Origin of the sequence: Brevibacillus sp. BD137 (assembly GCF_041644655.1) — a bacterium.
GTDB classification, from domain to species: domain Bacteria; phylum Bacillota; class Bacilli; order Brevibacillales; family Brevibacillaceae; genus Brevibacillus; species Brevibacillus brevis_D.
Genome location: NZ_JAOTNO010000016.1, coordinates 67,277 through 88,682, shown reverse-complemented (window position 1 = coordinate 88,682; position 21,406 = coordinate 67,277). Strand labels below are relative to the sequence as shown.

Below are 21,406 nucleotides of genomic sequence, written 5' to 3'. Positions count from 1 at the left end.
ACACTATATGTTTGACGAGGATTGCTCCAATAGCTGTTGAATTGCAGTTGCTACGTTTTGTTCATCCGCTCCGTCGATCTGAACGGTCAGGGTATCGCCTTGGGAGACACCCAACGTCATGATGCCAAGAATGCTTTTGCCATCTGCGTGTTTTGTCCCTTTGCTCAGCGTAATCTTTGACTGAGATTGCGACGAACAATTCACGAGTAGAGCAGCTGGTCTCGCGTGGAGCCCACCCTCTACATTGACGGTTACTTCAAATTGAACCATGTTGTACCTCCCCAAACCATGCACTTCGTTTATTTTAAGACGACAGTCATGAGTGGCTCTTGACCTGCTTGCACAGTTGCTTTTGCCACTACATTTTTTTCAGCAACCCGATCACCGTTTGTAATGACGATGGGTGTCACAATCGGACAGCCCGCATCCTCCAGTACGCTCTTGTCGAATTGGATGAGCTTGTCGCCAGCTTTCACTTGATCGCCAACGGAGACAAACGGTGTAAAGCCCTTCCCGTTTAATTTCACGGTATCAATTCCAATATGCATCAATATCTCAAGACCACTTTCAGTCGACAGCCCGATAGCATGGTGAGTAGGGAAAAGATGCGTTACCTTTCCATCGACAGGGGAGACGAGAGTGTCTGCACTTGGCAGAATTGCTACACCATCACCGACGACTTTACCTGCGAATACAGGATCAGGAACTTCGGACAGAGGGAGTACGGTACCTGTTAATGGTGCTAGAAAGGTTACCTCTTGTTGTTGTTTTTTCCGGGAAAAAAGACCGCGTAGCATAATATCCTCCTTTTGCGTCTGAACCAAAAAAGGCATGAGACGGTTGAATTCATACGACGACATAACTTACTATGTCCGTATGATCTCACCGCTCATGCCTAGTCGAGCTAGTAACACGCAGGATTATGGTTTAATTTTGTTGTAATAAGCGATAAAGGTGCAGAGCCATGTAACCAACCTCGTCTTCTGGTACAGCGATCTCAAGACGGGTGGAGATGTATTGAGCCAGCTCTGTTGCCAATTGATAGGCTTCTGGCATGGTGGTTTTGACTCGGTCCAGAAGCGGGTTCTTGATGAATTTTTGTTGACGGATGCGCTCAACGGCAAAGCGCAAATGGGTAATGAGGCGAACGTAATCAATCGTACTGCGTTCAATCGTAATGGCTGTTCGCTCTTCAATCAGGCTTACCAACTCCGTGATGATGTTGGTGAATTGGACAGCCTTTTTTACTGGGACGTAGCTGATCGCGGAATGAATGTGCAAGGCCAGAAATCCGATTTCACTGTCGGGAATGTCCAGGTCGAATGCGTTTTTGATCATATCCGCTGCCCGGTTCGCCAGTGCGTACTCCTTCGTGTACAGCGTCTGGATTTCGAACAAGAAGGGATTCACGATCTCCATGCCGTTATTGAGCCGATAGATGGCAAACTGGATATGGTCAGGCAAGGCAACGTGGACGTGTTCGTTCAATTCTGGCGTGATCTCACTCGCAATGAGAGCGATGATTTCTTCCGCAATTCCTACGACAGCAGGATCTACTTGGCTCAGAATGTTCTGATACTGCTTCTGATGACTTTCATTTTCGAGCCTGAAGCGCTTTTCCACTCGCAAGTCATGGGCGGGGATGGTATTCCCGGGTTTTGCGCCAAATCCGATTCCTTTTCCGAACAGGACAATTTCTTGTCCGGATCCGGGTTCTTCCACGAGTACGACATTATGGTTCAACACACGCGTAATTGCGTATGTTTTTTCCTTTTCACGGGACAATCCATTCCACCACCTTTAGATAGACAAAAACGGTCCATGACCGTATTTGCTTACCGCAAGCGGTCACATCCAATTTAATGAAAAACGCCGATGAACCATGACGTTAATCAGAAAAAAGAGCCGAAAAAACCTTTTTAACAAGAAAAAGATCTTCTCGGCTCATGCCTGCATTACCAGTAACACGCCTTGTGAAAACGCTTCAATTAAAGCTTATGATAGCTCACGTCTCGTACATTGTCAATCACTCTGTGAGCGGGAAAAACACGGTGGGCAGGAGATGCAGCAGCCTGTCCCGAATTGTTTGAACCAACAGGATAAGGGCAAAACAAAGCCAGGCGGACGCCCCATTAGCAATCCGCCTGTTTTGTTACTTGGTGTACTTGTCGGCAATCGTAGATGCACAGAAGGAGTTTGGTTTGATCTCGGCACGAAAGTGATTGGTTTCTGCTAAGCTCAACAAAGACTGGATAAACTTACGGGTAGGACCATTCGTGCCGATATCAAAATGCAGGCGGATGGGAGTATCAAAGTGGCGGTCCCGCAAATATTGGCGTACTTCTGTGGCAAGTCCGACTGCGTACATCGCTTCCTGGAATATACGCTGCTGCAAGGATGAGTACCGGCGTTCCTGAAATTTGTGATAAAAGAAGGTACCCCCATGGCCGGGACGGATCACTGTGATAACAAGAGCAAAAAAAGTCCCGCGGCTTTTTAATTGAGAGTCGGCCCCCACAATAATTTCAAATGGACCACCTATTGATGAGATGGTATGTTCGATGTGGGAAAACACTTCTTCTTTTGCCAGTAGACCTCTAGTCGGACTGTGAAAGCGATCAAATAACGTATTTGCAGAGGTTAAGCCCACTCACATCCCTCCAGAAAGAGGCTAACAATGATTTGCATACTTCTCCTTACATCATTAATGTATGTAATCTCGCAGATAGTATGTGAACGGGTAGGGACAAAAACTTCTTGAATCAACTTTTTTTGGGTAAAAGGGTCCGTTTGTTCGGGACGAAAGAATGTTTTTTGAAGGAGCTTTAGGGAAACGTGATACAAGCAAATGAACATGATTATTATATGAAACAAGCCATGGAAGAGGCCCGGAAAGCCGCTGCGATTGGTGAGGTTCCAATCGGTGCGGTCATCGTGCGCGACGGGGAAATCGTAGGTCGCGGCTACAACTTGCGGGAAACACAAAAAGACCCTACCTTGCACGCGGAATTGATCGCGATACGGGAGGCGAGTGAACGCTTGGGTGGATGGCGCTTGATCGGGTGTACGCTGTACGTGACGTTGGAGCCGTGTCCAATGTGTGCGGGTGCAATCGTTCAAAGTCGCATCGAAAAGGTCGTGTATGGCGCTCGCGATCCAAAGGCAGGATGTGCCGGGACATTAATGAACCTGCTCGCGGAGCCGCGCTTCAATCATCAGGTGCCAGTTATCGAGGGTGTGCTTGCAGAGGAATGCGGGCAGATGCTCAAGGACTTCTTTCGTGGATTGCGCAAAAAAAGACAGCCGGTACAGGAATGACCAGGCTGTCCGGAAAACCGTCTGTTTGCAGGCGGTTTTTATTTGTTTACGTTTTGCAGCATGTGCAGCTCTTCTTCGGTTAGTTCGCGATACTCACCAGGGGCGAGTGACGGGTCAAGGTGAAGCGGGCCCATACGAATCCGTTGGAGATAGGCGACATGCAGGTCGAAAGCAGCAAACATCCGCTTTACCTGATGGAACTTTCCTTCCATGATGGTGACACGAATCTCTGACGTTTCTCCCGAAGAGATAATCTCCAGCTTGGCTGGCAGTGTAGTGAAGTCTTCTAATTCCACGCCTTTGGCAAACTCCTGAACATGATGCTCAGTGACCCGGCCCTCGATACGTGCAAAGTACTCCTTGTCCACTTTCTTTTTCGGGGACAAGAGGCTATGGGAGAGATGACCGTCGTTGGTCAAGAGCAAGAGACCCTCTGTATCAATATCCAGTCGGCCTACAGGGTGCACTTTGATTGCCCACTCGTACGGGAGCAGGTCCACTACGGTTTCATGGACATTGTCCTCTGTAGCTGAAACCACCCCCGGCGGTTTGTTCAGCAAAACATATACCCAGCGCTTAAAGTTAAGCGGTTCTCCATCCACAAGGATTTCTTGCTCCTCGGCAATGACATGCATTCCTGGGTCTGTTGCGACAACGCCGTCTACGACGATCAGTCGCTGTTTTACTAATGCTTTCACTTCCTTGCGCGTGCCGATTGCCATATTGGCCAGCACCTTGTCCAAACGTTCACGTTTCATATATGTTCCTCGCTTTTCTTCTGATCGGATACCAATCGTGTGTGCTGTTATTAGTTTGGCCTAATGAGCCGCGCAAATCAAGGGGCATACAGAGGAATGAGTCTTGCATTTTTGACTGTATTTTGCTATAGTAAGTAATGTTTCTGACAAACTAAATATGGAGAGATACCCAAGTGGTCATAAGGGGACGCACTCGAAATGCGTTAGGCGTCGTGAGGCGTGCGTGGGTTCGAATCCCACTCTCTCCGCTTAGATTTTTCGGTTCGAAGAGAATGAAGCATATTTTTGCCAGTGCGGCAGCGATATGCTTCATTTTTTTGTATCAGTTGCCGCCACTTGTGAATGCAGCTGCATCCGCTATTGCGATGGGATTATGGACCCTGGAGAATCGATTTCCCTCACTCTACATTTCGTTACGTTATATGTCGATATATTTATTGGTTTCATATATTTGCATCTGAGGAGTGGGAAACATGAGTGGCAAGTTGGGAAATACAATGGGGAGAACAGGGCTTTCACTTCGCACCAAATTACTTGCGGGGTTTCTTACAGTTGTTGCGTTGCTGGCATTTGTCAGCGTTTTTGCATTAAGCCAGATCAAAGGAGTAACCACGATATCCGGGGATATCAATAAGTCATGGATGCCAGCAGTTACCCTGCTTGGCACGATGAATGGAGACATTTCCGATGTGGAGCGTCTTGCGCTCGATATTATCGTTGAACAGAACGAGGAGGAGCTCACGAAGCAGAAGAAGGTTCTGGATCAACTGCTCGTCAAAATCGAGGATGAACGGAAGCAACTTAAGACGCTTGTGTATGCCAGTAATAAGGAAGGCAGTGAGGCTGCCAATCTGTTCGAAGAGTTTAACAGCAAATACGATGCATACTTGGAAAAAATGCCTGAGTTCGTGAAGTTGGGCAGAGAAAACAAATATGATGAGGCAAGCAAGTTACATAGCGTGGCCTACCCATTGTGGTACGAGGCCAATGATAATATCAAGAACTTGATCGATATATACAATGAGGGGGCCGGACAGGTTAGTCAAAGCGCTTCAGAGCTTTCTCAGCAAGCGTTTGTTATCATTATGGTGTCTACGTTCGCTGCGGCGGCCATTGCGCTGCTCATCGCCTTCTTCATGTCACACATCATCTCAAAACCTGTCCAGAAAATGAATCAGGCCGCTATCCTGATCGCGAGTGGCGATCTAACGGGCGAGACGATTGTGCTGCGGAATAAAGACGAGTTGGGCACGCTGGCGGCTTCCTTCAACACGATGACAGCGAATCTCCGTGCCATGATTGAATCGGTTGCTACGACTTCTGAGCAAGTAGCAGCTTCGTCAGAGGAGCTACTAGCCAGCGCCGAGCAAAATGCGAAGGCATCCGAGCAAATTTCCCAAACGGTCGAGGAGCTAGCTGTGGGTACCTCCGAGCAGGTCAATATTGTCAAGAACTCCTCGCAGGCTATGGGTGAAATGGCTTTGAGTTCGGAACAGATCGCACAGCTGGCACAGAGCGTATCGGTATCGGCCGTTGACGCAGCAAAACAATCTGAGGAAGGTAATATGACCATTAAGGCAGCGGTTGAACAGATGAATGCTGTCCGTAATTCCATCACGTCCCTTTCCGAGCTGGTTATGGGTCTGGGGGAACGTTCGGCAGAGATCGGAACGATCACCGAGGTTATTAACAATATGGCGAGTCAGACGAATCTGCTGGCGCTGAATGCGGCGATTGAGGCCGCGAGAGCTGGAGAGCATGGCCGCGGCTTCGCTGTCGTTGCCGAAGAGGTTCGGAAGCTGGCCGAAGAATCCTCTTTGTCTGCGCAACGAATTACTGACCTAGTGCAGCTGATCCAGAATGATACAAACAAGGCGGTTGAAGCGGTCAAAATGAACAGCGACGAGACGCGAAGTGGCATGGAGATTGTCACAGCAGCCGGACAGGCATTCGAGAATATTTCGAATGCGGTCAATAAGGTAGCGGGTGAGATTCAGGAAGTATCTGCAGGCGCGGAACAGATGGCGGCAAGCGCGGACGAGGTCGTCAATTACGTAGAGCAGATTTCGGCGATTGCGGAGGAAGCATCGGGCGGCGTGCACAACGTATCTGCCGCTACGGAGCAGCAGCAGGCTTCCACAGAGGAGATCGCTTCGTCAGCGGATTCCCTCTCGAAGATGGCTGAGGAGCTTCAGGAACAGATCAACAAGTTCAAAGTATAGAAACATCAGACTGCTTCTTCTGCTGCCCTGGGCGGCAGGAGAAGCGTTTTTTGTGCTGGAGTCACACACTTAGAATTTTTTTATAAAATTTTTTGATCCTTTGTGAATACATAGCCACGTTTTTCATAGAGCTTATGAGCATGTATGCGACTCGGATGAGATAACAGTTTCAAGAGTCGGAAAAAAGTAATTTCTCTTCAAGAAATAGATTCGGATTCGGGTTAAAATCTATATTCATGACCCTAATAGGTGCTGTCCTCCTAGCTAATGACGCAGGTGGGAGAGCATTTTCTTTTTTCTATCACAAAAACTGTAAGCAAATTTTAATTTTGCGTCTAATAAGATACAAACTTCACAAAGGAGTGTACGAATGGATTCCGATGACCGAATAGAGCGATGGTTCCAGCAATACGGGCATGATATTTACAATTACCTCGCGTATTTTACCGGACGGAGAGATGTCGAGGATTTAGTCCAGGAAGTTTTTACGAAGGCGCTAAGAGCCTTATCAAGCTACGAAGGAAGGGCACAGCCCAAGACATGGCTTCTGACCATCGCACGCCATACAGCGATTGATAATAGGCGAAAGCAAAAAATGATGGACTGGTTCCCCGAAAACGTCCTCCGACTCCTCACTTCCAAAGAGCGTACACCTGAGAAGGCATTGGTGTTAAAGGAACAATTGCAAGAAGTATATGAAGCGATGAATCACTTGAAAGGAACGTATCGGGAAGTTCTCATCCTGCGGTTGATCGAGGGCGTATCTACAGCAGAGACAGCAGAAATCTTGGGCTGGAGTGAAGCAAAAGTCAGCACGACGCTCCATCGAGCGATCAAGGAATTGCAAAAACAAATGGGCAATAGCGGCAGGGAGGTCAATCTACATGACGCCATCTTTTGAAGAAAAAGAGCTAAGCACAGTGCTGCAAGCATTTCCGTCGCTTCAGATGGACGAGGACAAACGACGTGAAATCGCGAGTCATATCCGTCGAGAAAGGGAGCTGCTCGTACAAATGAAAAAGCGCAAAAAATATGCCAAGATAATCGGAGGCGCAGTTGCTTCCTTTGCTTTATTGTTTATCGCTTATCAGTGGATGCCTTCGGAGGCCGTGCCGAGCGCACAACAGATGAATACAGAGGGGAATCAAAAGGCACAAGCCGCAGGAAAGACATCCCAAACAGATAAGGTTCTGACCCTCGATTCACAAATTCAGGAGTATATAGAAGAAGCGATACATAAGACCAACAAAGCCTATCAGCCCGAAAATATGACGGTAATCGTTACCGATCCAAATAACGGAGAAATTCTTGGGGTGGGGAATCTGAAAAGACCAACTGACCGGGTTCCGCACATAGTCAGGGCGATGCCAGATCCTGTGGTCGCATTTCCGATCGTGACGTTGGCGGCTGCTATTGAAGAGGGGAAGTATAAAGATAACGAAACTTACGAGTCCGGAACCTACGAGATTAGCCCGGGTAAGTTTATAAAAGACCATAATGGTGGTTTTGGCTGGGGACAGATTACGTATTCAGAAGGTATCCAACGTTCTTCCCAAGTGGCTTTTGCCAAGCTCAGTGAACGGATACCAGAGGACTCTTTACAGCAATATTTTGAACGATTCGGTTTTGGAGTGAAAACTGGTACCGAACAAATAAATGAACAGCCTGGAAAGATACCAAACATGGATACTCCCTATGATAAGGCAATGGCAGCTTATGGACTTGCTGGTTCTGCCTCGGCAATTCAACAAGTGGCTGCTGTCGGGGCTATTGCTAACGGTGGTGAGTTAATGAAACCACATATGACGAAGGAGGAAAGGAATCACGTTGACAAAGGGCGTCGAGTCATATCAGAAGAAACAGCCAAACAGGTTCGAGAAGTTTTAGAAGTGTTAGTAAAAAACAAACCTGGCTCAGATACAGCCTTTTCTATAAAAGAACATACAGTCGCTGGGCGCACAGGATTAGTGGGGAAACGCGACCCGCAAGGAAACTTCATCGAAGGAAAATACTCGTATTCATTTATCGGATTTGCACCAAGTAATGATCCAAAGCTATTGGTTTACATAGCTGTTGATGACCCGAAGACAGACCTCTGGACAGGATTATGGGGACAAAAAATTGTTGCTCCCCCTTTCAAAGAAATCATGGAAAATAGTTTGCAGTATCTCCAAAAACGATAATCAACCCATCAATCAAAAAAGGAAGCATAGCGGTATACCCCTAAAGGTATCCGAATGCTTCCTCTTTTTGTTTTCCCCATTTTACTTCCTACAAAAATAAGGCCCACACCACTTGGTTTCATGGGTCTTCACATACGTCCACGTAAAATCCTTATCCACGACGTACACATCGTATTCCTTTTCCAAGTCCGCGACAGAAAACCTCGCCGCATTCTCCAAGATTAACACCTCGTTGGATAGCTGGTAAAACAAATAGTACGACTCATGGGCAACTTGCTGAAAGGCTTCATCCGCTTCCTCGCGTTCAAGACAATCCCTCAGTTTATAGCTGAATAAATGCCACAGATACCCCTGGTAGCCGTCTTTATTTTTGAGAAAAATCCTCTCTTTATCCTCTTCGGTCAGATGGCTCGCAAAATGCTTCTCCCATTCTTCCCGTAAGTATGGTCCCCAAATAGACAGCTCTGTTGTCTTCGTGTTCTTTTCCTTCATCCGGTCAGCTAGTTTCATTGGGCGCCTCCATGTTGGTACAAGTTCATTTCTAAGAAAATACGTATGAATGAGTGGGTCGGTCACGTTTCGACTATTGACAAAGAAAAACGAGGGGCATATTATAATACCCATAGGGGTATATGTATAAAGTTGATTGATCACATTTCCATTCAAAAACGTAGGAGGTAGACAACATGTCCGTACAATCGAATTTTTCTGCTGATAAAACCTTAGATTGCAAAGGCTTGGCATGTCCAATGCCTGTCGTACGCACAAAAAAAGCAATGAAAGAGATGTTACCGGGTCAAGTGATGGAGGTACAGGCGACGGATAAAGGGTCATTGGCTGACCTGAAGAGCTGGGCAAACAATACGGGGCATGAATATTTGGGCTCGATTCAGGAGGGGGAAGTCTTGAAGCATTTCCTACGAAAAGCGAGTACCCATGAGGTGAAGGAGGAGACGAATTTCTTGCGGACGATTTCTAATGAAGAACTGCAAAAAAAGCTGGAAGCCAACGAGAAGCTGACGCTCATTGATGTGCGAGAACCGGCGGAATACGCTTTTCACCGCATTTCTGTAGCCGTTTCAATACCCCTGGGAGTATTGGAGCAGCGTTTGGATGAATTACAGCCCGATGACGACATCTATATCATCTGTCGATCCGGCAAACGCAGCGACATGGCGTGTCAGTTGTTGGCCAAAAAAGGTTTTACCAAAATCACCAATGTGCTACCGGGTATGTCCGGCTGGAATGGCCCGGCAGAAAAACAATAAGGGGGAGAGAAAGATGATGGAACAACAAACAAACGTAAAAGCGATGGCAGCAAACGAATTAACGCATCTTCTCTTTGCGCAGGAGGAATTGTTTCTTCTCGACGTTCGCAATATGAGCGATTACGAGAATTGGCGAATCGAAGGGCATCGAGTCGTGAGCATGAACATCCCTTACTTTGATTTGCTGGATGGGGTGGAGGCTGTTCTTGAGAAAATTCCTGTGAATCAAAAGGTGTTGGTCGTCTGTGCAAAAGAGGGCTCGTCCATTTTTGTCGCAGAGATGCTAGTAGAAGCGGGCTTTACGGATGTTTCTTACCTGCAAGGTGGCATGAAAGCGTGGAGTGAGCATCTGGAGCCAGTGAAGGTAGGGGACATCCGTGATGGCGGTGCGATTTATCAGTTTGTCCGTATTGGAAAAGGCTGCTTGTCTTACATGATCGTATCAGGAGGAGAAGCGGCTGTCGTCGATACATTGCGAATGACGGATGTGTACGAAGCATTTGCAGCCAAGCATCAATGGACGATCAATCACACCATCGATACCCATCTCCATGCCGACCATATTTCCGGTGGAAAGAAGCTGGCAGATCAGCTCGATGCATCGTATTGGCTTCCAGAAAAAGATGCGGAAGAAGTTACGTATTCCTATCGTAAGCTAGAGGAAGGGCAGGAAATCCAGGTGGGGGCAACCAAAATCGCGATCCTGCCGATCTACTCCCCCGGGCATACCATCGGGAGTACATCACTGCTTGTCGATGATACGTATTTTCTCACGGGAGACAGTCTGTTTGTCGCTTCGATCGGACGTCCCGATTTGGCTGGGAAAGCAGAAGATTGGGTGGGAGACCTGCACAACACCTTGTATAATCGATATAAAGAGCTTCCCGAGCATTTAGTCGTGCTGCCTGCTCATTTTGGCAGCTACACGGAGCTTGGTCCAATGGGTGTCGTATCTGCCCGGTTGGGTGACTTGTATCGCAACAATCCAGGGCTAACGATTGCGGATGAAAGTGAATTCCGGCATATCGTTACGCATCATTTGCCGCCGCAGCCGAATGCGTACCAAGAAATTCGTCAAGTGAACATGGGGAAATTAAAACCGAGCGAAGAGGAACAACAAGAGATGGAAGTAGGGCCAAATCGCTGCGCCATTCACGATAAATAACCAAGAGGTAGTTCAAAAAATCGTCTTTTGATCACGCATTTATATAACAGGAGGAATAAAAAATGGCGGATATGGTGGTAGATACAAAAGGCCTGGCTTGCCCGATGCCAATCGTCAAAGCAAAAAAAGCAATGGACGGAATGCAATCCGGTCAAACCATGGAGGTACTCTCGACGGACAAAGGCTCTCTGAACGACTTCACCGCTTGGGTCAAGCAAACCGGGAATGAGCTGGTTTCCCATGAGGTTGAGAACGGTGTGTACAAATTTTTAGTGAAAAAGCTGTAGGGAGACAGAAGCGAGCACTTTTGGATGAAGCCGCTAACGGTTCATATAGTGCTCGCTTACTCCTGATTTTCATAAACGATCCGTACGCCAAGGTGCGTATAGATTTCTTCTTTGTAATGGCCATTTGGGCACTGCTTTTCACTGAACAAGGCATTATTGTGTGAGCGCAAAGGTTCTTGGCAGGTGGGGCACCGATGCTGAAAAATGGATTTGAAAAAGGGAATCATTGAAATCACCTTATTCACAGTTATTTACTTGGGATTAATTTTACTTGAATATGGTTCATTTGAAAAGAGGGTTGAGCATTCCGATGTGTTAGGTAGGAATGCAAGGAGGATATATGGACGTTTTGCTGCTTCTGCTTATGGTCTCTATCGGTTTTGTCGGCTCCTTTTTTTCCGGGTTGCTTGGGATTGGCGGAGCGATCATCAGCTATCCGATGCTCCTGTTTATACCACCGGCACTAGGGGTAGCGCAGTTTTCCGCCCAGGAAGTTTCGGTGATATCGATGTTTCAAGTATTCTTCGCGTCGCTGTCTGGCGTACTGGCTTTCCGCAAAAGAAACGGGAAAAACTCGCCCCTGATTCATAAAGGACTCGTCAGAGATATGGGGGTAAGCATCTTGGCGGGAAGCCTGATTGGTGCAGCTCTCTCCCGATACTTGTCGAATGAAAGCATTAATTTGGTGTACGGGATACTGGCAATCATCGCTGTGATTTTGATGCTCGTGAAAAATAGAGGGACAGAAGCGGCAGCAGGCGAGGTCGCATATAACCGCTTCATTTCTGCTGGTGCTGCATTTGTTGTGGGAATCGTATCCGGGATTGTCGGTGCAGGGGGAGCGTTCATCCTCATTCCGATCATGCTGACCGTGCTGAAGATACCTACGCGGGTGACGATTGCTTCATCTTTGGCTATTGTATTCATCTCCGCAATAGGTGGTGTGATCGGGAAGCTGTCGGGTGGGCAAATTCCGCTCTTGCCCGTTTTGTATACGGTCATCGGAAGTGTTATGGGGGCACCGATTGGCAGTATGGTCAGCGCCAAGAGCGATGTGAAATATTTGCGTTATGGCCTGATTGTGCTGATCTGTGCAACGGCGATCAAGATTTGGAGTGACATTCTATAAGGAAAGATGCTTTTCATTGCAAAAGCTTCTTTCGCTTATTTTTATACCTATACAAGTATGAGTATTATGAAGGAGTGTTCTTACATGGAAAAACAAAAAGAAAAAACGACGATTGTGTTGTTTAGCGGTGACTTGGATAAAGCAATTGCAGCCTTTATTATTGCGAACGGAGCTGCTGCCTATGATCATGATGTCACGATTTTCTTCACCTTCTGGGGACTCAATACGATGCGCAAAGACGAGATCGTGAAGGTAGAAAAGGGATGGCTTGAAAAAGCGTTCGGTTGGATGATGCCAAGGGGCGCCAAGAAGCTCGGACTGTCTAAAATGAACATGATGGGCATGGGTCCAGAAATGATCAAGCATGTCATGAAAAAGCACAATGCCCTGACGCTTCCACAACTCATCGAGCTGGCACAGGAGCAGGGAGTGAAGCTGGTCGCTTGTACGATGACGATGGACTTGCTCGGCCTGAAGCAGGAGGAATTGCTCGACGGAATGGAGTATGCAGGTGTAGCTGCTTATTTGGGGGATGCGACACAGGCAAAAGTAAACCTGTTTATTTAAAACAGCTCGCGTAGGCGCTTCGCTTGACATTGCCTGTATTTCGCATAAGATACCTGTAGGTAAATAAGGTAGTTCCAAGCAGGAGGAATTCATATGGATTACAATTACAGTGACGATATCAAAAGACGTTTAAAACGAATCGAAGGACAAGTCCGCGGTGTGCTGAAAATGATGGACGAGCAGAAAAACTGCAAAGATGTAGTAGCTCAGCTCTCTGCCGTTCGCAACGCTTCAGACAAGGCGGTTGCCCAGATTGTAGCGGAAAACCTGCAACGCTGTTTGCTAGAGGAGCAGGCTGCTGGAGGAGACACGAGCAAGCTGGTGAAAGAAGCCGTAGAGCTTTTGGTCAAGAGCCGTTAAACCGATTTTGGAGAGGAGCTTCCTATGAGTTTCACTACGATTCTTTTGCTGTTCGCCTATGCGGTCATTATTTGGTATCTCATCTCTCGCTTCCTTCCTGTAAAGGGATTGGAAAATCTCAAGTCAGATCAGTTCAAGGAACGGGTTAACCAAAAAAGCAGGGTGCTGCTCATCGATGTACGCGAACCGCACGAATATAAAGCGGGTCACATTCCATCAGCAGTGAATATCCCTTTGTCTCAGCTCGACCAACGTGCAAAAGAAATTTCCAGCAAAAACGATATATTGCTATACTGCCGGAGCGGGATGCGTAGCAAGCGGGCAGCAAAAATTTTAAAGAAACACGGCGTTTCGCAGATGGCTCACCTGCAAGGCGGGTTCATCACCTGGAGTGGTCCGAAAAAAAAGAAGTAACAGCTAGCACCTGGTGTATGTGTGAATACCCCGGTGCTTTTTTATGTGTGAAAAAAACAGGGTTGACATTTCGTTTCGTTGTAACTAAAATGATTACAACAAGGCGATGCGGTAAACGCCTATTCTTTTTGGAAGTGTTGTAACTAATTAAGTTACATCTACAACATACAAAACGGAGGGAATATCATCATGAAGATTGCAATTGTAGCAGCAAGCGGTAAAGCAGGTAAGGTAATTATGAAAGAGGCGTTGGATCGTGGCCATCAAGTGACAGCGATTGTGCGTGATGCATCCAAAATCGAGCAAAAAGATGTAGCTGTGATTCAGAAAGATGTGTTTGACCTGACAGCAGCAGATTTGAATGGATTTGACGTAGTCGTAAACGCTTTTGGCGCACCAGCAGGTCAAGAACATCTGCATGTCGAGTCTGGGAAGGCTCTGATTGAAGCATTGAAGGGTGCTCCTTCTACTCGTTTGCTCGTTGTAGGTGGTGCAGGCAGTTTGTTTGTAGACGAAGCCAAAACACTGCGCCTAGTAGAAACTCCTGATTTCCCTAAGGCTTACTTGGCAACTGCACAAAAGCATGGAGAGTACTTGCGTGTATTGGAAGAGTCAAACGGCATTCAATGGACGTATATCAGTCCATCTGCCTTTTTTGACTCAGCAGGAGAGAGAACAGGCGCGTACCGACTCGGAAAAGATCATCTGTTAGTGAACGCGAGCGGACAGAGCTATGTGAGCTATGCTGACTATGCAGTGGCAATGCTCGATGAAATTGAAAATCCGAAGCATCAAAATGAGCGCTTCACAGTAGGCTCCTAATCGATTGGAATTAGGCTCTACCTGAACACAAAGACCAGCTTCCTACCAAAGGATAGCTGGTCTTTGTCGTGTATCGAGATTATCGGCCAATCCCACCAACGAATGGGTAGGAAAACGGGCGTCCATTTAAGGAGTAAAGGATACCTTTAATCGGGTAGTAGATCGCCATCAGTCCAAACACAATCAGGAACGGAATCCCGATCAACAAGAAAGTGAAGAACCAGGAAATCGCGATGAGCACCGTCATAATGATGTGGAAGAACAAAGCTTGCAGCGCCATATTTTTGGCGTCACGATTTTGTACGAGCAGCCAGACCAGAATGGGCACAAGGATCGGTGCAAAAAATGTGCTAGCGTGCGTTATGACTTTTACACCTCTATAATCCATAAATAAGTCCTCCTTGATTCGATGTAAAACTTGATCTAGTGACATTGTAACGTATAGAAATCCCTCAAAAAACCATCATAAGCGTGATTATTTACTCCGACTATAGACGGAGGAATTTTTATTTACATTCGTTTACTGTTATAGTAGTAAGAAAATCTTTTGTTTTTGGTAGATAATTCGTAATGTTTTTTGGATATGATATATGGATAAGCAAGAACTGAGAAGGGAGTATATAAACATGATGATCGATTGTCATCATCCATCCAGCATGAAGGATCGGATGATGTTCTTCTATAATTTTTTGCGGTCACCTGGCCAAGTAGGCAGTATTACTCCTAGTTCCCGTGCGCTTTGTAAACAAATGGTTGCGCCCATCGACTGGGAGCAAGCACATACAATTGTGGAATTAGGAGCAGGAACGGGGATTTTTACGAAGTGGATCGAGCAAAAGAAAAAACCGGAAGCCGTACTGGTATCCTTTGAAAAGGAGACCAAGATGCGCAATAGGCTGGAACCACAATTTCCCGATGTACGATTCCACGAGGATGCGGTAGATTTGAATCGGGTTCTTACGGAAGCGGGATTGGGGAAAGCCGACTGTATTTTGTCAGGATTGCCATTTGCCAACTTCCCACAAGAGCTACGTGATCAAATTATGGATCAGGTATATCATGCGCTAAAACCAGGCGGAGTATTTGTCGCCTTTCAATATTCGCTGCAAATGAAAAAGCAGCTTTCCTCTGTATTTGAACAAGTATCGGTGAAAATGGTTCCATTGAATCTGCCACCTGCCTTTGTCTACATTTGCCGGAAGGATGATGGCAAGGGTGTCGGCTAGGAGGATTTCAAAATGATTGTCGATATGCTGTCCCAGTCTGTGGGTCAGTTTGGCTATTTTGCGCTTTTCTTTATGTTATGGCTAGGGATTGTTGGTATGCCGATTCCTGACGAGGTGATCGTGCTGTCTGCGGGAGTGCTGACCTCGATGGGACTTCTGCATGTCTTTCCTGCATTTATTGCAACCTATTTGGGTGTTGTGTCTGGGCTGTCATTGGGATATGTGCTCGGGAGATGGCTAGGTGCACCTGCACTGAACTGGATTAGTCGCAAAAAAGGAATGAACAAGTACGTAGAGCAAGCGCAGTCGCTGCTCGATCGTTACGGAAGCTACGCTCTATGTATCAGCTATTTCTTTCCTGTTGTCAGGCATGTGGTTCCTTACTTGGTCGGGATCGGGAAGATGACGTTTCCACGGTACGCTCTGTTTTCGTACACAACCGGTTTTGTATGGACACTGATCTTGTTTTTGCTCGGTCATTTCATGGGAAATAAGGTGGAGCTACTTACTTCTTATGTGGCCTTGTTAAATAATCGAACTGTGATTTTTTCTGTATTAGGCGTACTGGTTCTCATTGCTGCTGCTTATTATGGATTTACAGTTTGGAGAAAACAAAAAAGCATGGCAGCTGCGCCACAGCCACTGATGATCGATCCTGATCGAAAAGAGTAACCCGAATGGAATAATGACGAAGTCAACAACCCCTCTGCGTGGAGCAGAGGTTTTTTTATTTTTATCATAAAAAAACCCGTCCGTATGTGCGGTAGTGGCACAATGGAGGGGCTTTGGACAACGTTTATGAGGTAACCTTGTTTCTTCGAATGTTTCGCTGGCGCAGCCATTCCGGCAAGATAATTCCAAGTAAAATGATCACGACACCGCTCACTTGGAGTATAGAGACAGATTCATTCAGAATGACATAGGAGGAGAGTACAGCCATAGGTAGCTCAGCTGCTCCCAATATGGCTCCCATCCCCGGTCCGATGTGGGGCATACCATAATTGAAAAAAACCGTCGGGATCAAAATCCCGAAAAAGGCGAGTAAAAATACGTATGGAAACAACCCGTCCAACAATGCTCCGTTGAATAGAAAAGCAGGTGGGTAAATCAGGCTGGCCAACAGAAAAGAGCCCGTCGCCATGCTGGAACTACGAAGCCACGGATTAACAGAAATGGCGGTTTTCCCGCTGAACAAAATAAACAACGTAAAAGAAACGGCTGAGAGAAGGCCGAATATGACACCCAGGATATGAAATTGGGCCAAACCACCGCTCTCAAAAATTCCTCCTGCAAAAAGTGTCCCTGTCAGCAGCAACAGGAGGGAAAAAATCGTCTCCTTTCCAGGCATCCGGCGAGTCATCACAGCTTCAATCAGTACGCCCATCCACGTGAACTGGAACAAAAGGACGATGGCGATCGAGGCTGGGATATATTGCAGGGCATTGTAGTACATCATTCCCGTCGAACCGACAGTTAGACCTACTGCGACCAATAGTAGCAACTGGCGAAGGGAAGGCTTGGTCCGCAGGAAAAAAAGGGCGGGTATCCAGGTCAGCACAAAGCCCAAAAACATTTGCCCACCAATTACTTCTGCGGGCGAATAGCCTTGCTTGTAGGCAAGCTTTACGATGGTTGATAGTATGCCGTAACTACATGCTCCGAGAAAAACCAGGAGGATGTATCTCATCTGATGCATCTCCTCACATACGATAATAATTCTTAGCTAGAATATTACGACAGCGTTCGTTTGTCTATGGATGAAAAAGATTCCATTTTTGGTTTGAACAAAGGTTTGAGTTTGATCCCAGCGGGAAATAGTGAAGTGACACTATATAATCGTACCCACTACAAATGGTGTAGCTATAGGATTAGTGAACAGCTTAGAAAAAGGGGGAGGCTTGTGTACCTGAAGTGGAGGGATCGATTATTTTCCACATTTTTATTATTGATTCTAGGCCCTACTATTTTTATTTGCTTCCTTTTTTATGATCAAGCCAAAGAGGCAGTATTTGAGCTATACAAGACGAACATGGATGCGGATATAGGACTCGTCGATGAACGTCTTTTGTCTCTTTTTCAGTCTATCCAAAAGGATACCGATGAATTGGCGATTAGGCTGACTGTGCGTATGACAGAGGGACCATCTTTTGTCGAGGGAAATAAAAATGGCATCCGGCGTGGATGGCCATCGCAGGAACAAGCCGTCCAAAATCTATTCGAGCGTTTCTCCCACAAACAAAATGTGGTAGGCAATATTGTTTTTCTCGGTGAAGATGGGAGAGTGTTCTCCTTACGCGAAGATAAGAGCTGGAGTGCGGATAATCAATTTATGGAACGAGAGCATTGGGGAACCGGAGAAAGCAGGGTAGATTTTCTAACCAAAAGGGAGAAAGAGGAGTATCCAAGATCATTTTTTCTCGAGAAGCGCCTGGAGAGTTCGAATCCAGGAGCTACGGGGCTTTTATTGGTGGAAATCGATCTGGATAAACTGACTGACTGGGTCCGTACCTACGTCGTTCCAAAAGAGTATGGCATGATGGTTCTTTCTCCCTCCCGAACCATTATGATTCACACCGATAAAGCGATGATTGGAAATCACGTTTCGGGGCTTCCCCATTATGAAATGGTACGCAATCAGTGGGAACAATCCAATGAAAAAGGACTTTTTTCTTTGCTCATTCAAGGCAAGGACATTTACGTATACCGTCAAGTATCTGAAAAAAGCGGTGGTGCTTATTTTGAGTGGTTGCCAAGAGACGGGATTAATGAACGATTACAACGATTGAACCTCATCTTTTTTTTCACCCTTTTAATCGTTATTTTATTTGCCTGTTATGTGGCTCATCGTTTATCAAAATGGATTGGTGAGCCGATCTATAGCTTGGTATCCGCCACTGACTCCTTGTTGAAAGGTGACTTTTCTATACGCGTCCCGATACAGGGAATGAAAGAAATAACGCTATTGGAGAATAAGTTCAACACCATGGCAGAACAGATGCATTCGTTAATTACCCGAGAGCGGGAGTATTCGCAACAGAGGCTGGATCAAATCGTTCGCAGCTTTTATTTAGCCGTAGAGATGAAGGATCCTTATACAGCAGGACATTCAAAACGAGTTACACACTACGCCCTTATCATCTATGATTATTTACAGCAACAGGAGCAGCTTGCCGTTTCACGAGATGATTTACGTTATGCTGGATTAATGCATGATATCGGAAAAGTAGCCATTCCGGATCACGTCCTTTTAAAAACTGGGAAGCTCTCACCTGACGAGTATGAATGCATGAAAACTCATTCCATCATCAGTGGAAAAATTGTGGAGCAGATAGAAAACCTGTCTCATATCAGTTCAGGGGTGCGGCATCATCATGAGCGATGGGATGGAAAAGGTTACCCTGATCAGCTTAAAGGGGAAGAAATCCCGCTGATCGGACGTATTCTTGCCGTTGCAGATACGTTTGATGCGATGACTTCTACACGTTCCTATCGCAAAGCTATGTCAGCAAATGAGGCATACGAAGAAATTCTGCGATGCCAAGAAACACAGTTTGATCCCTCCATTGTTTCGATTTTTAAGAAGGCTTTTGAGAATGGAGCTATTCAGATTACACAATCGGCGGATTGCAAGGGAAGAGTTAGTAAGGATAGAGAGATTTCCTAACACTGGATAGGTTTACTCCTTGCTATCGGCTATTAACTTTGGTATTCTAATTCTACCGTGCTAGACGGGGAGGTTGCGGTGCCCTGTAACCTGCAATCCGCAATAGCAGGGTTGAATTCCTATCCTAGGTTTTCTTATGTGAGGCTGCCTTATGGCGGCGGTGTTGAGGAGCGGGTCCTGTGCAACGCGAACCCATGAATCTGGTCAGGTCCGGAAGGAAGCAGCCATAAGTGGATCATCGCGTGTGCCGCAGGGTAGCCTGCTCTGAGCTGCTACCATAAGTAACGCTTGGATAAGAATTATCGAAGATAGGTGCACGGTACTTATCACGCATGTACAGATAGCATGTTTCCAAAGGGAAGCATGCTATTTTTGTTTGTGTTTATTTTACGATCCAATTATTTTTTGTTGGAATTTGACGATAACTAGCGAAACATTTCCATGCTTTTTAAGCGGATAGAATGAAGGTTTTATGAGTATTTTCACGAATTTTCATAATAGGCGGAAAGGATTTCGGTTTCTTTCCTTTCAAAATACGTCATAGGCCAGGAGGGACAAGCAATGAGTGCACTTTCTTCGTTACATCTCGTTGGCTCGTCCGGTCGATTGCAGCGGTTCATGCATCAACTGCCTACTGCCGTTTTATTGGTGAATCAAGCGGGTAGTATCGTGGAGGTCAACGAACAACTGCTTCGTGTAACCGGATATTCACGCGATCAACTAGTCAATCAGCCTATCAGTTCTCTTCTTCCCCATCGAGGTTCCATAGAGCATCTGTATGAGGAATATTTGCGAAGGGAAGAAGAAGTGGGAACCAAAGGCGAGGTCGAACTGGAATGGTGTGATAAACAAGGAAAATGCAGGAACACATCTGTCATGATCATGGCACAGCAAGCGGAAGAACTTCTGTACATGATTCATTTTCCCCAACTCCTAAAAGAAAGCGATCAGCTTTTATCGCAACGATTGCTGACCAAACTGACCTATGATACAAGCATGGGCTTGTTTATCCTCGACGAGAAATCAATCATTATCGAAGCCAGTCAGACGGCGTGTAAGCTACTGGGTATGGAGAGACTGGACGTCATCAATAAGCACGTCGATCAAGTATTTAGCGGCATCCCCGAACCGCATCGGTTCATTAAAAAAGAACTGTTGGAAGGCGTAAAGCTGCAAAATGTCGCGACTTCCTGGACTAATGACAACCAACGCTATGAGCTGATTGTCGACGCAAATACACTCCAAGACGAGTCAGGGAAAATAGTGGGGGCGTTTATTCTTTTCAAAGACATAACAAACCTGCGATCCTTTGCCCAAAAGCTCGAGCGGAATGAGCGCTTGGCGATGATCGGGCAAATTGCTGCTGGTACAGCACACGAGATTCGCAATCCCCTTACCTCGATCAAAGGTTTTCTGCAAATGTTCCTCAAGTTATTTGGTGACAGTGGCATGGAGAGGGAGAAAACGTACACCGAAATCATGCTCACCGAAATCAATCGCATCAATTCTTTAGTCAGTGAATTCCTGCTATTGAGCAAGCCGCGTAATATTCAATATTCCATGGTCGACTTAAATACCGTTTTTGAGGAAATTTTGCCGATCGTCGAGTCGCAGGCGAATCTGTACGGAATTGATGTCCAGTTTGCCTCTTGCGGTAAGCTTCCGATGGTCGTCGGGGATAACGAGCTATTGAAGCAAGTGTTCATTAATATTTGCAAAAATGGAATAGAAGCAATGGGAGAGCAGGGATCGCTTCAGATTTCCCATCATTTGGATCAGGATGGCGACAAAGTGAGTATCGATATTCACGATTCAGGTCCAGGCATCCCGCTTTACATTATTGATAAGATTTTTGATCCGTTTTTTACGACAAAAGAGGAAGGGACAGGGCTCGGATTGTCTGTCTGCCAAAAAATCATTCACGATATTGGCGGTCAAATCCGTGTCTCCTCCAAAGGGTTTGGGACGACCTTCCATATCATGCTGCCGTATTAGGTGTAGAATGCGTCCCGCACAATTGTGA

Annotated in this window: 24 protein-coding genes, 1 tRNA gene and 1 other RNA gene; 18 read left to right on the top strand and 8 right to left on the bottom strand. The window is 46.3% G+C overall.

Annotation, left to right across the window (positions count from 1 at the left end; translation table 11 throughout):
* Positions 1–3: 3 nt before the first annotated feature.
* The 4 genes from ODZ53_RS25670 to ODZ53_RS25655 form a co-directional block, all read right to left on the bottom strand.
* Positions 4–270 (bottom strand): HPr family phosphocarrier protein, encoded by a 267-nt coding sequence (locus ODZ53_RS25670; protein WP_012683821.1) that lies wholly within the window; start codon positions 268–270, stop codon positions 4–6.
* 29 nt (positions 271–299) lie between these two features.
* Complete coding sequence (locus tag ODZ53_RS25665; RefSeq protein ID WP_012683822.1) at positions 300–797, bottom strand: PTS sugar transporter subunit IIA; 498 nt, start codon at positions 795–797, stop codon at positions 300–302.
* Between the two features lie 130 nt (positions 798–927).
* The gene (glcT, locus tag ODZ53_RS25660) at positions 928–1,785 is read right to left on the bottom strand and encodes a glucose PTS transporter transcription antiterminator GlcT (protein ID WP_064202267.1); all 858 of its coding nucleotides are present in this window, start codon (positions 1,783–1,785) and stop codon (positions 928–930) included.
* A 367-nt stretch (positions 1,786–2,152) separates the two neighbouring features.
* On the bottom strand, positions 2,153–2,650 hold the full coding sequence (locus ODZ53_RS25655; RefSeq protein WP_372680972.1) for a ribonuclease H-like YkuK family protein: 498 nt from the start codon (positions 2,648–2,650) through the stop codon (positions 2,153–2,155).
* A 185-nt stretch (positions 2,651–2,835) separates the two neighbouring features.
* On the opposite strand from ODZ53_RS25655, the gene tadA reads away from it, so the two are divergent.
* Positions 2,836–3,318, top strand: a complete 483-nt coding sequence (gene tadA / locus ODZ53_RS25650; protein WP_372680970.1) for a tRNA adenosine(34) deaminase TadA — start codon at positions 2,836–2,838, stop codon at positions 3,316–3,318.
* A gap of 38 nt (positions 3,319–3,356) precedes the next feature.
* Here the strand turns inward: tadA and ODZ53_RS25645 are convergent, their stop codons facing one another.
* On the bottom strand, positions 3,357–4,076 hold the full coding sequence (locus tag ODZ53_RS25645; RefSeq protein WP_064202264.1) for a pseudouridine synthase: 720 nt from the start codon (positions 4,074–4,076) through the stop codon (positions 3,357–3,359).
* A gap of 159 nt (positions 4,077–4,235) precedes the next feature.
* On the opposite strand from ODZ53_RS25645, the gene ODZ53_RS25640 reads away from it, so the two are divergent.
* The 4 genes from ODZ53_RS25640 to ODZ53_RS25625 all read left to right on the top strand — a co-directional run bounded on the left by ODZ53_RS25640 (position 4,236) and on the right by ODZ53_RS25625 (position 8,481).
* Positions 4,236–4,324 (top strand) — tRNA-Ser (locus tag ODZ53_RS25640).
* 225 nt (positions 4,325–4,549) lie between these two features.
* The gene (locus ODZ53_RS25635) at positions 4,550–6,298 is read left to right on the top strand and encodes a methyl-accepting chemotaxis protein (RefSeq protein WP_372680968.1); all 1,749 of its coding nucleotides are present in this window, start codon (positions 4,550–4,552) and stop codon (positions 6,296–6,298) included.
* Positions 6,299–6,668: 370 nt separating this feature from the next.
* On the top strand, positions 6,669–7,199 hold the full coding sequence (locus tag ODZ53_RS25630; protein WP_372680966.1) for an RNA polymerase sigma factor: 531 nt from the start codon (positions 6,669–6,671) through the stop codon (positions 7,197–7,199).
* The gene (locus ODZ53_RS25625) at positions 7,183–8,481 is read left to right on the top strand and encodes a penicillin-binding transpeptidase domain-containing protein (RefSeq protein WP_372680964.1); all 1,299 of its coding nucleotides are present in this window, start codon (positions 7,183–7,185) and stop codon (positions 8,479–8,481) included. Before ODZ53_RS25630 ends, ODZ53_RS25625 begins: the two co-directional genes overlap by 17 nt.
* 81 nt (positions 8,482–8,562) lie before the next feature.
* Here ODZ53_RS25625 and ODZ53_RS25620 read toward each other — a convergent pair whose 3' ends face one another.
* On the bottom strand, positions 8,563–8,991 hold the full coding sequence (locus ODZ53_RS25620) for a DUF4275 family protein (protein ID WP_372680962.1): 429 nt from the start codon (positions 8,989–8,991) through the stop codon (positions 8,563–8,565).
* A 176-nt stretch (positions 8,992–9,167) separates the two neighbouring features.
* Here ODZ53_RS25620 and ODZ53_RS25615 point away from each other — a divergent pair, with 176 nt between their 5' ends.
* From ODZ53_RS25615 to ODZ53_RS25580, 8 genes are all read left to right on the top strand, one after another.
* Positions 9,168–9,749 (top strand): sulfurtransferase TusA family protein, encoded by a 582-nt coding sequence (locus ODZ53_RS25615; RefSeq protein ID WP_372680960.1) that lies wholly within the window; start codon positions 9,168–9,170, stop codon positions 9,747–9,749.
* Between the two features lie 13 nt (positions 9,750–9,762).
* Positions 9,763–10,914, top strand: coding sequence for an MBL fold metallo-hydrolase (locus ODZ53_RS25610; protein ID WP_372680958.1), 1,152 nt, complete (start codon positions 9,763–9,765; stop codon positions 10,912–10,914).
* A gap of 62 nt (positions 10,915–10,976) precedes the next feature.
* A complete protein-coding gene (locus ODZ53_RS25605; RefSeq protein ID WP_012683833.1) occupies positions 10,977–11,201 on the top strand; it encodes a sulfurtransferase TusA family protein in 225 nt (74 codons plus the stop codon).
* Positions 11,202–11,541: 340 nt separating this feature from the next.
* Positions 11,542–12,330: a sulfite exporter TauE/SafE family protein gene (locus tag ODZ53_RS25600; RefSeq protein WP_372680955.1), complete on the top strand. Its 789-nt coding sequence runs from the start codon at positions 11,542–11,544 to the stop codon at positions 12,328–12,330.
* Positions 12,331–12,414: 84 nt separating this feature from the next.
* Positions 12,415–12,897: a DsrE/DsrF/DrsH-like family protein gene (locus ODZ53_RS25595; protein WP_007719857.1), complete on the top strand. Its 483-nt coding sequence runs from the start codon at positions 12,415–12,417 to the stop codon at positions 12,895–12,897.
* Positions 12,898–12,990: 93 nt separating this feature from the next.
* Complete coding sequence (locus tag ODZ53_RS25590) at positions 12,991–13,257, top strand: metal-sensitive transcriptional regulator (protein ID WP_372680953.1); 267 nt, start codon at positions 12,991–12,993, stop codon at positions 13,255–13,257.
* 24 nt (positions 13,258–13,281) lie between these two features.
* On the top strand, positions 13,282–13,671 hold the full coding sequence (locus tag ODZ53_RS25585; RefSeq protein WP_372680951.1) for a rhodanese-like domain-containing protein: 390 nt from the start codon (positions 13,282–13,284) through the stop codon (positions 13,669–13,671).
* A 189-nt stretch (positions 13,672–13,860) separates the two neighbouring features.
* Entirely contained in the window at positions 13,861–14,493 is a 633-nt protein-coding gene (locus ODZ53_RS25580) for an NAD(P)-dependent oxidoreductase (RefSeq protein ID WP_188066730.1), read from the top strand.
* 79 nt (positions 14,494–14,572) lie between these two features.
* Here the strand turns inward: ODZ53_RS25580 and ODZ53_RS25575 are convergent, their stop codons facing one another.
* Complete coding sequence (locus ODZ53_RS25575) at positions 14,573–14,881, bottom strand: DUF4870 domain-containing protein (RefSeq protein ID WP_012683838.1); 309 nt, start codon at positions 14,879–14,881, stop codon at positions 14,573–14,575.
* A gap of 238 nt (positions 14,882–15,119) precedes the next feature.
* Between ODZ53_RS25575 and ODZ53_RS25570 the strand changes: the two genes are divergently transcribed.
* A complete protein-coding gene (locus ODZ53_RS25570; protein ID WP_372680949.1) occupies positions 15,120–15,719 on the top strand; it encodes a class I SAM-dependent methyltransferase in 600 nt (199 codons plus the stop codon).
* Positions 15,720–15,731: 12 nt separating this feature from the next.
* Positions 15,732–16,391 carry a DedA family protein gene (locus tag ODZ53_RS25565; protein ID WP_012683840.1) on the top strand — a complete coding sequence of 220 codons (660 nt, stop codon included), beginning with the start codon at positions 15,732–15,734 and terminating at the stop codon, positions 16,389–16,391.
* A 124-nt stretch (positions 16,392–16,515) separates the two neighbouring features.
* Here ODZ53_RS25565 and ODZ53_RS25560 read toward each other — a convergent pair whose 3' ends face one another.
* Positions 16,516–17,406 carry an EamA family transporter gene (locus tag ODZ53_RS25560; RefSeq protein WP_372680947.1) on the bottom strand — a complete coding sequence of 297 codons (891 nt, stop codon included), beginning with the start codon at positions 17,404–17,406 and terminating at the stop codon, positions 16,516–16,518.
* A gap of 213 nt (positions 17,407–17,619) precedes the next feature.
* Between ODZ53_RS25560 and ODZ53_RS25555 the strand changes: the two genes are divergently transcribed.
* From ODZ53_RS25555 to ODZ53_RS25545, 3 genes are all read left to right on the top strand, one after another.
* Positions 17,620–19,383 (top strand): HD-GYP domain-containing protein, encoded by a 1,764-nt coding sequence (locus tag ODZ53_RS25555; RefSeq protein ID WP_372680945.1) that lies wholly within the window; start codon positions 17,620–17,622, stop codon positions 19,381–19,383.
* A 55-nt stretch (positions 19,384–19,438) separates the two neighbouring features.
* An RNA gene (gene ffs, locus ODZ53_RS25550) (signal recognition particle sRNA large type) lies at positions 19,439–19,703 on the top strand.
* 241 nt (positions 19,704–19,944) lie between these two features.
* Positions 19,945–21,378, top strand: coding sequence for a PAS domain-containing sensor histidine kinase (locus tag ODZ53_RS25545; RefSeq protein ID WP_372680943.1), 1,434 nt, complete (start codon positions 19,945–19,947; stop codon positions 21,376–21,378).
* Positions 21,379–21,406: the final 28 nt, after the last annotated feature.

Coding starts and splice junctions, on each gene's coding strand:
- ODZ53_RS25590 (WP_372680953.1), top strand. CDS start 12,991: ATGGATTACAATTACAGTGACGATATCAAAAGACGTTTAAAACGAATC.
- ODZ53_RS25600 (WP_372680955.1), top strand. CDS start 11,542: ATGGACGTTTTGCTGCTTCTGCTTATGGTCTCTATCGGTTTTGTCGGC.
- ODZ53_RS25595 (WP_007719857.1), top strand. CDS start 12,415: ATGGAAAAACAAAAAGAAAAAACGACGATTGTGTTGTTTAGCGGTGAC.
- ODZ53_RS25625 (WP_372680964.1), top strand. CDS start 7,183: ATGACGCCATCTTTTGAAGAAAAAGAGCTAAGCACAGTGCTGCAAGCA.
- ODZ53_RS25560 (WP_372680947.1), bottom strand. CDS start 17,406: ATGAGATACATCCTCCTGGTTTTTCTCGGAGCATGTAGTTACGGCATA.
- ODZ53_RS25630 (WP_372680966.1), top strand. CDS start 6,669: ATGGATTCCGATGACCGAATAGAGCGATGGTTCCAGCAATACGGGCAT.
- ODZ53_RS25565 (WP_012683840.1), top strand. CDS start 15,732: ATGATTGTCGATATGCTGTCCCAGTCTGTGGGTCAGTTTGGCTATTTT.
- ODZ53_RS25575 (WP_012683838.1), bottom strand. CDS start 14,881: ATGGATTATAGAGGTGTAAAAGTCATAACGCACGCTAGCACATTTTTT.
- ODZ53_RS25620 (WP_372680962.1), bottom strand. CDS start 8,991: ATGAAACTAGCTGACCGGATGAAGGAAAAGAACACGAAGACAACAGAG.
- ODZ53_RS25610 (WP_372680958.1), top strand. CDS start 9,763: ATGATGGAACAACAAACAAACGTAAAAGCGATGGCAGCAAACGAATTA.
- ODZ53_RS25645 (WP_064202264.1), bottom strand. CDS start 4,076: ATGAAACGTGAACGTTTGGACAAGGTGCTGGCCAATATGGCAATCGGC.
- ODZ53_RS25665 (WP_012683822.1), bottom strand. CDS start 797: ATGCTACGCGGTCTTTTTTCCCGGAAAAAACAACAACAAGAGGTAACC.
- ODZ53_RS25615 (WP_372680960.1), top strand. CDS start 9,168: ATGTCCGTACAATCGAATTTTTCTGCTGATAAAACCTTAGATTGCAAA.
- ODZ53_RS25545 (WP_372680943.1), top strand. CDS start 19,945: ATGAGTGCACTTTCTTCGTTACATCTCGTTGGCTCGTCCGGTCGATTG.
- ODZ53_RS25605 (WP_012683833.1), top strand. CDS start 10,977: ATGGCGGATATGGTGGTAGATACAAAAGGCCTGGCTTGCCCGATGCCA.
- ODZ53_RS25670 (WP_012683821.1), bottom strand. CDS start 270: ATGGTTCAATTTGAAGTAACCGTCAATGTAGAGGGTGGGCTCCACGCG.
- ODZ53_RS25635 (WP_372680968.1), top strand. CDS start 4,550: ATGAGTGGCAAGTTGGGAAATACAATGGGGAGAACAGGGCTTTCACTT.
- ODZ53_RS25580 (WP_188066730.1), top strand. CDS start 13,861: ATGAAGATTGCAATTGTAGCAGCAAGCGGTAAAGCAGGTAAGGTAATT.
- ODZ53_RS25585 (WP_372680951.1), top strand. CDS start 13,282: ATGAGTTTCACTACGATTCTTTTGCTGTTCGCCTATGCGGTCATTATT.
- ODZ53_RS25570 (WP_372680949.1), top strand. CDS start 15,120: ATGATGATCGATTGTCATCATCCATCCAGCATGAAGGATCGGATGATG.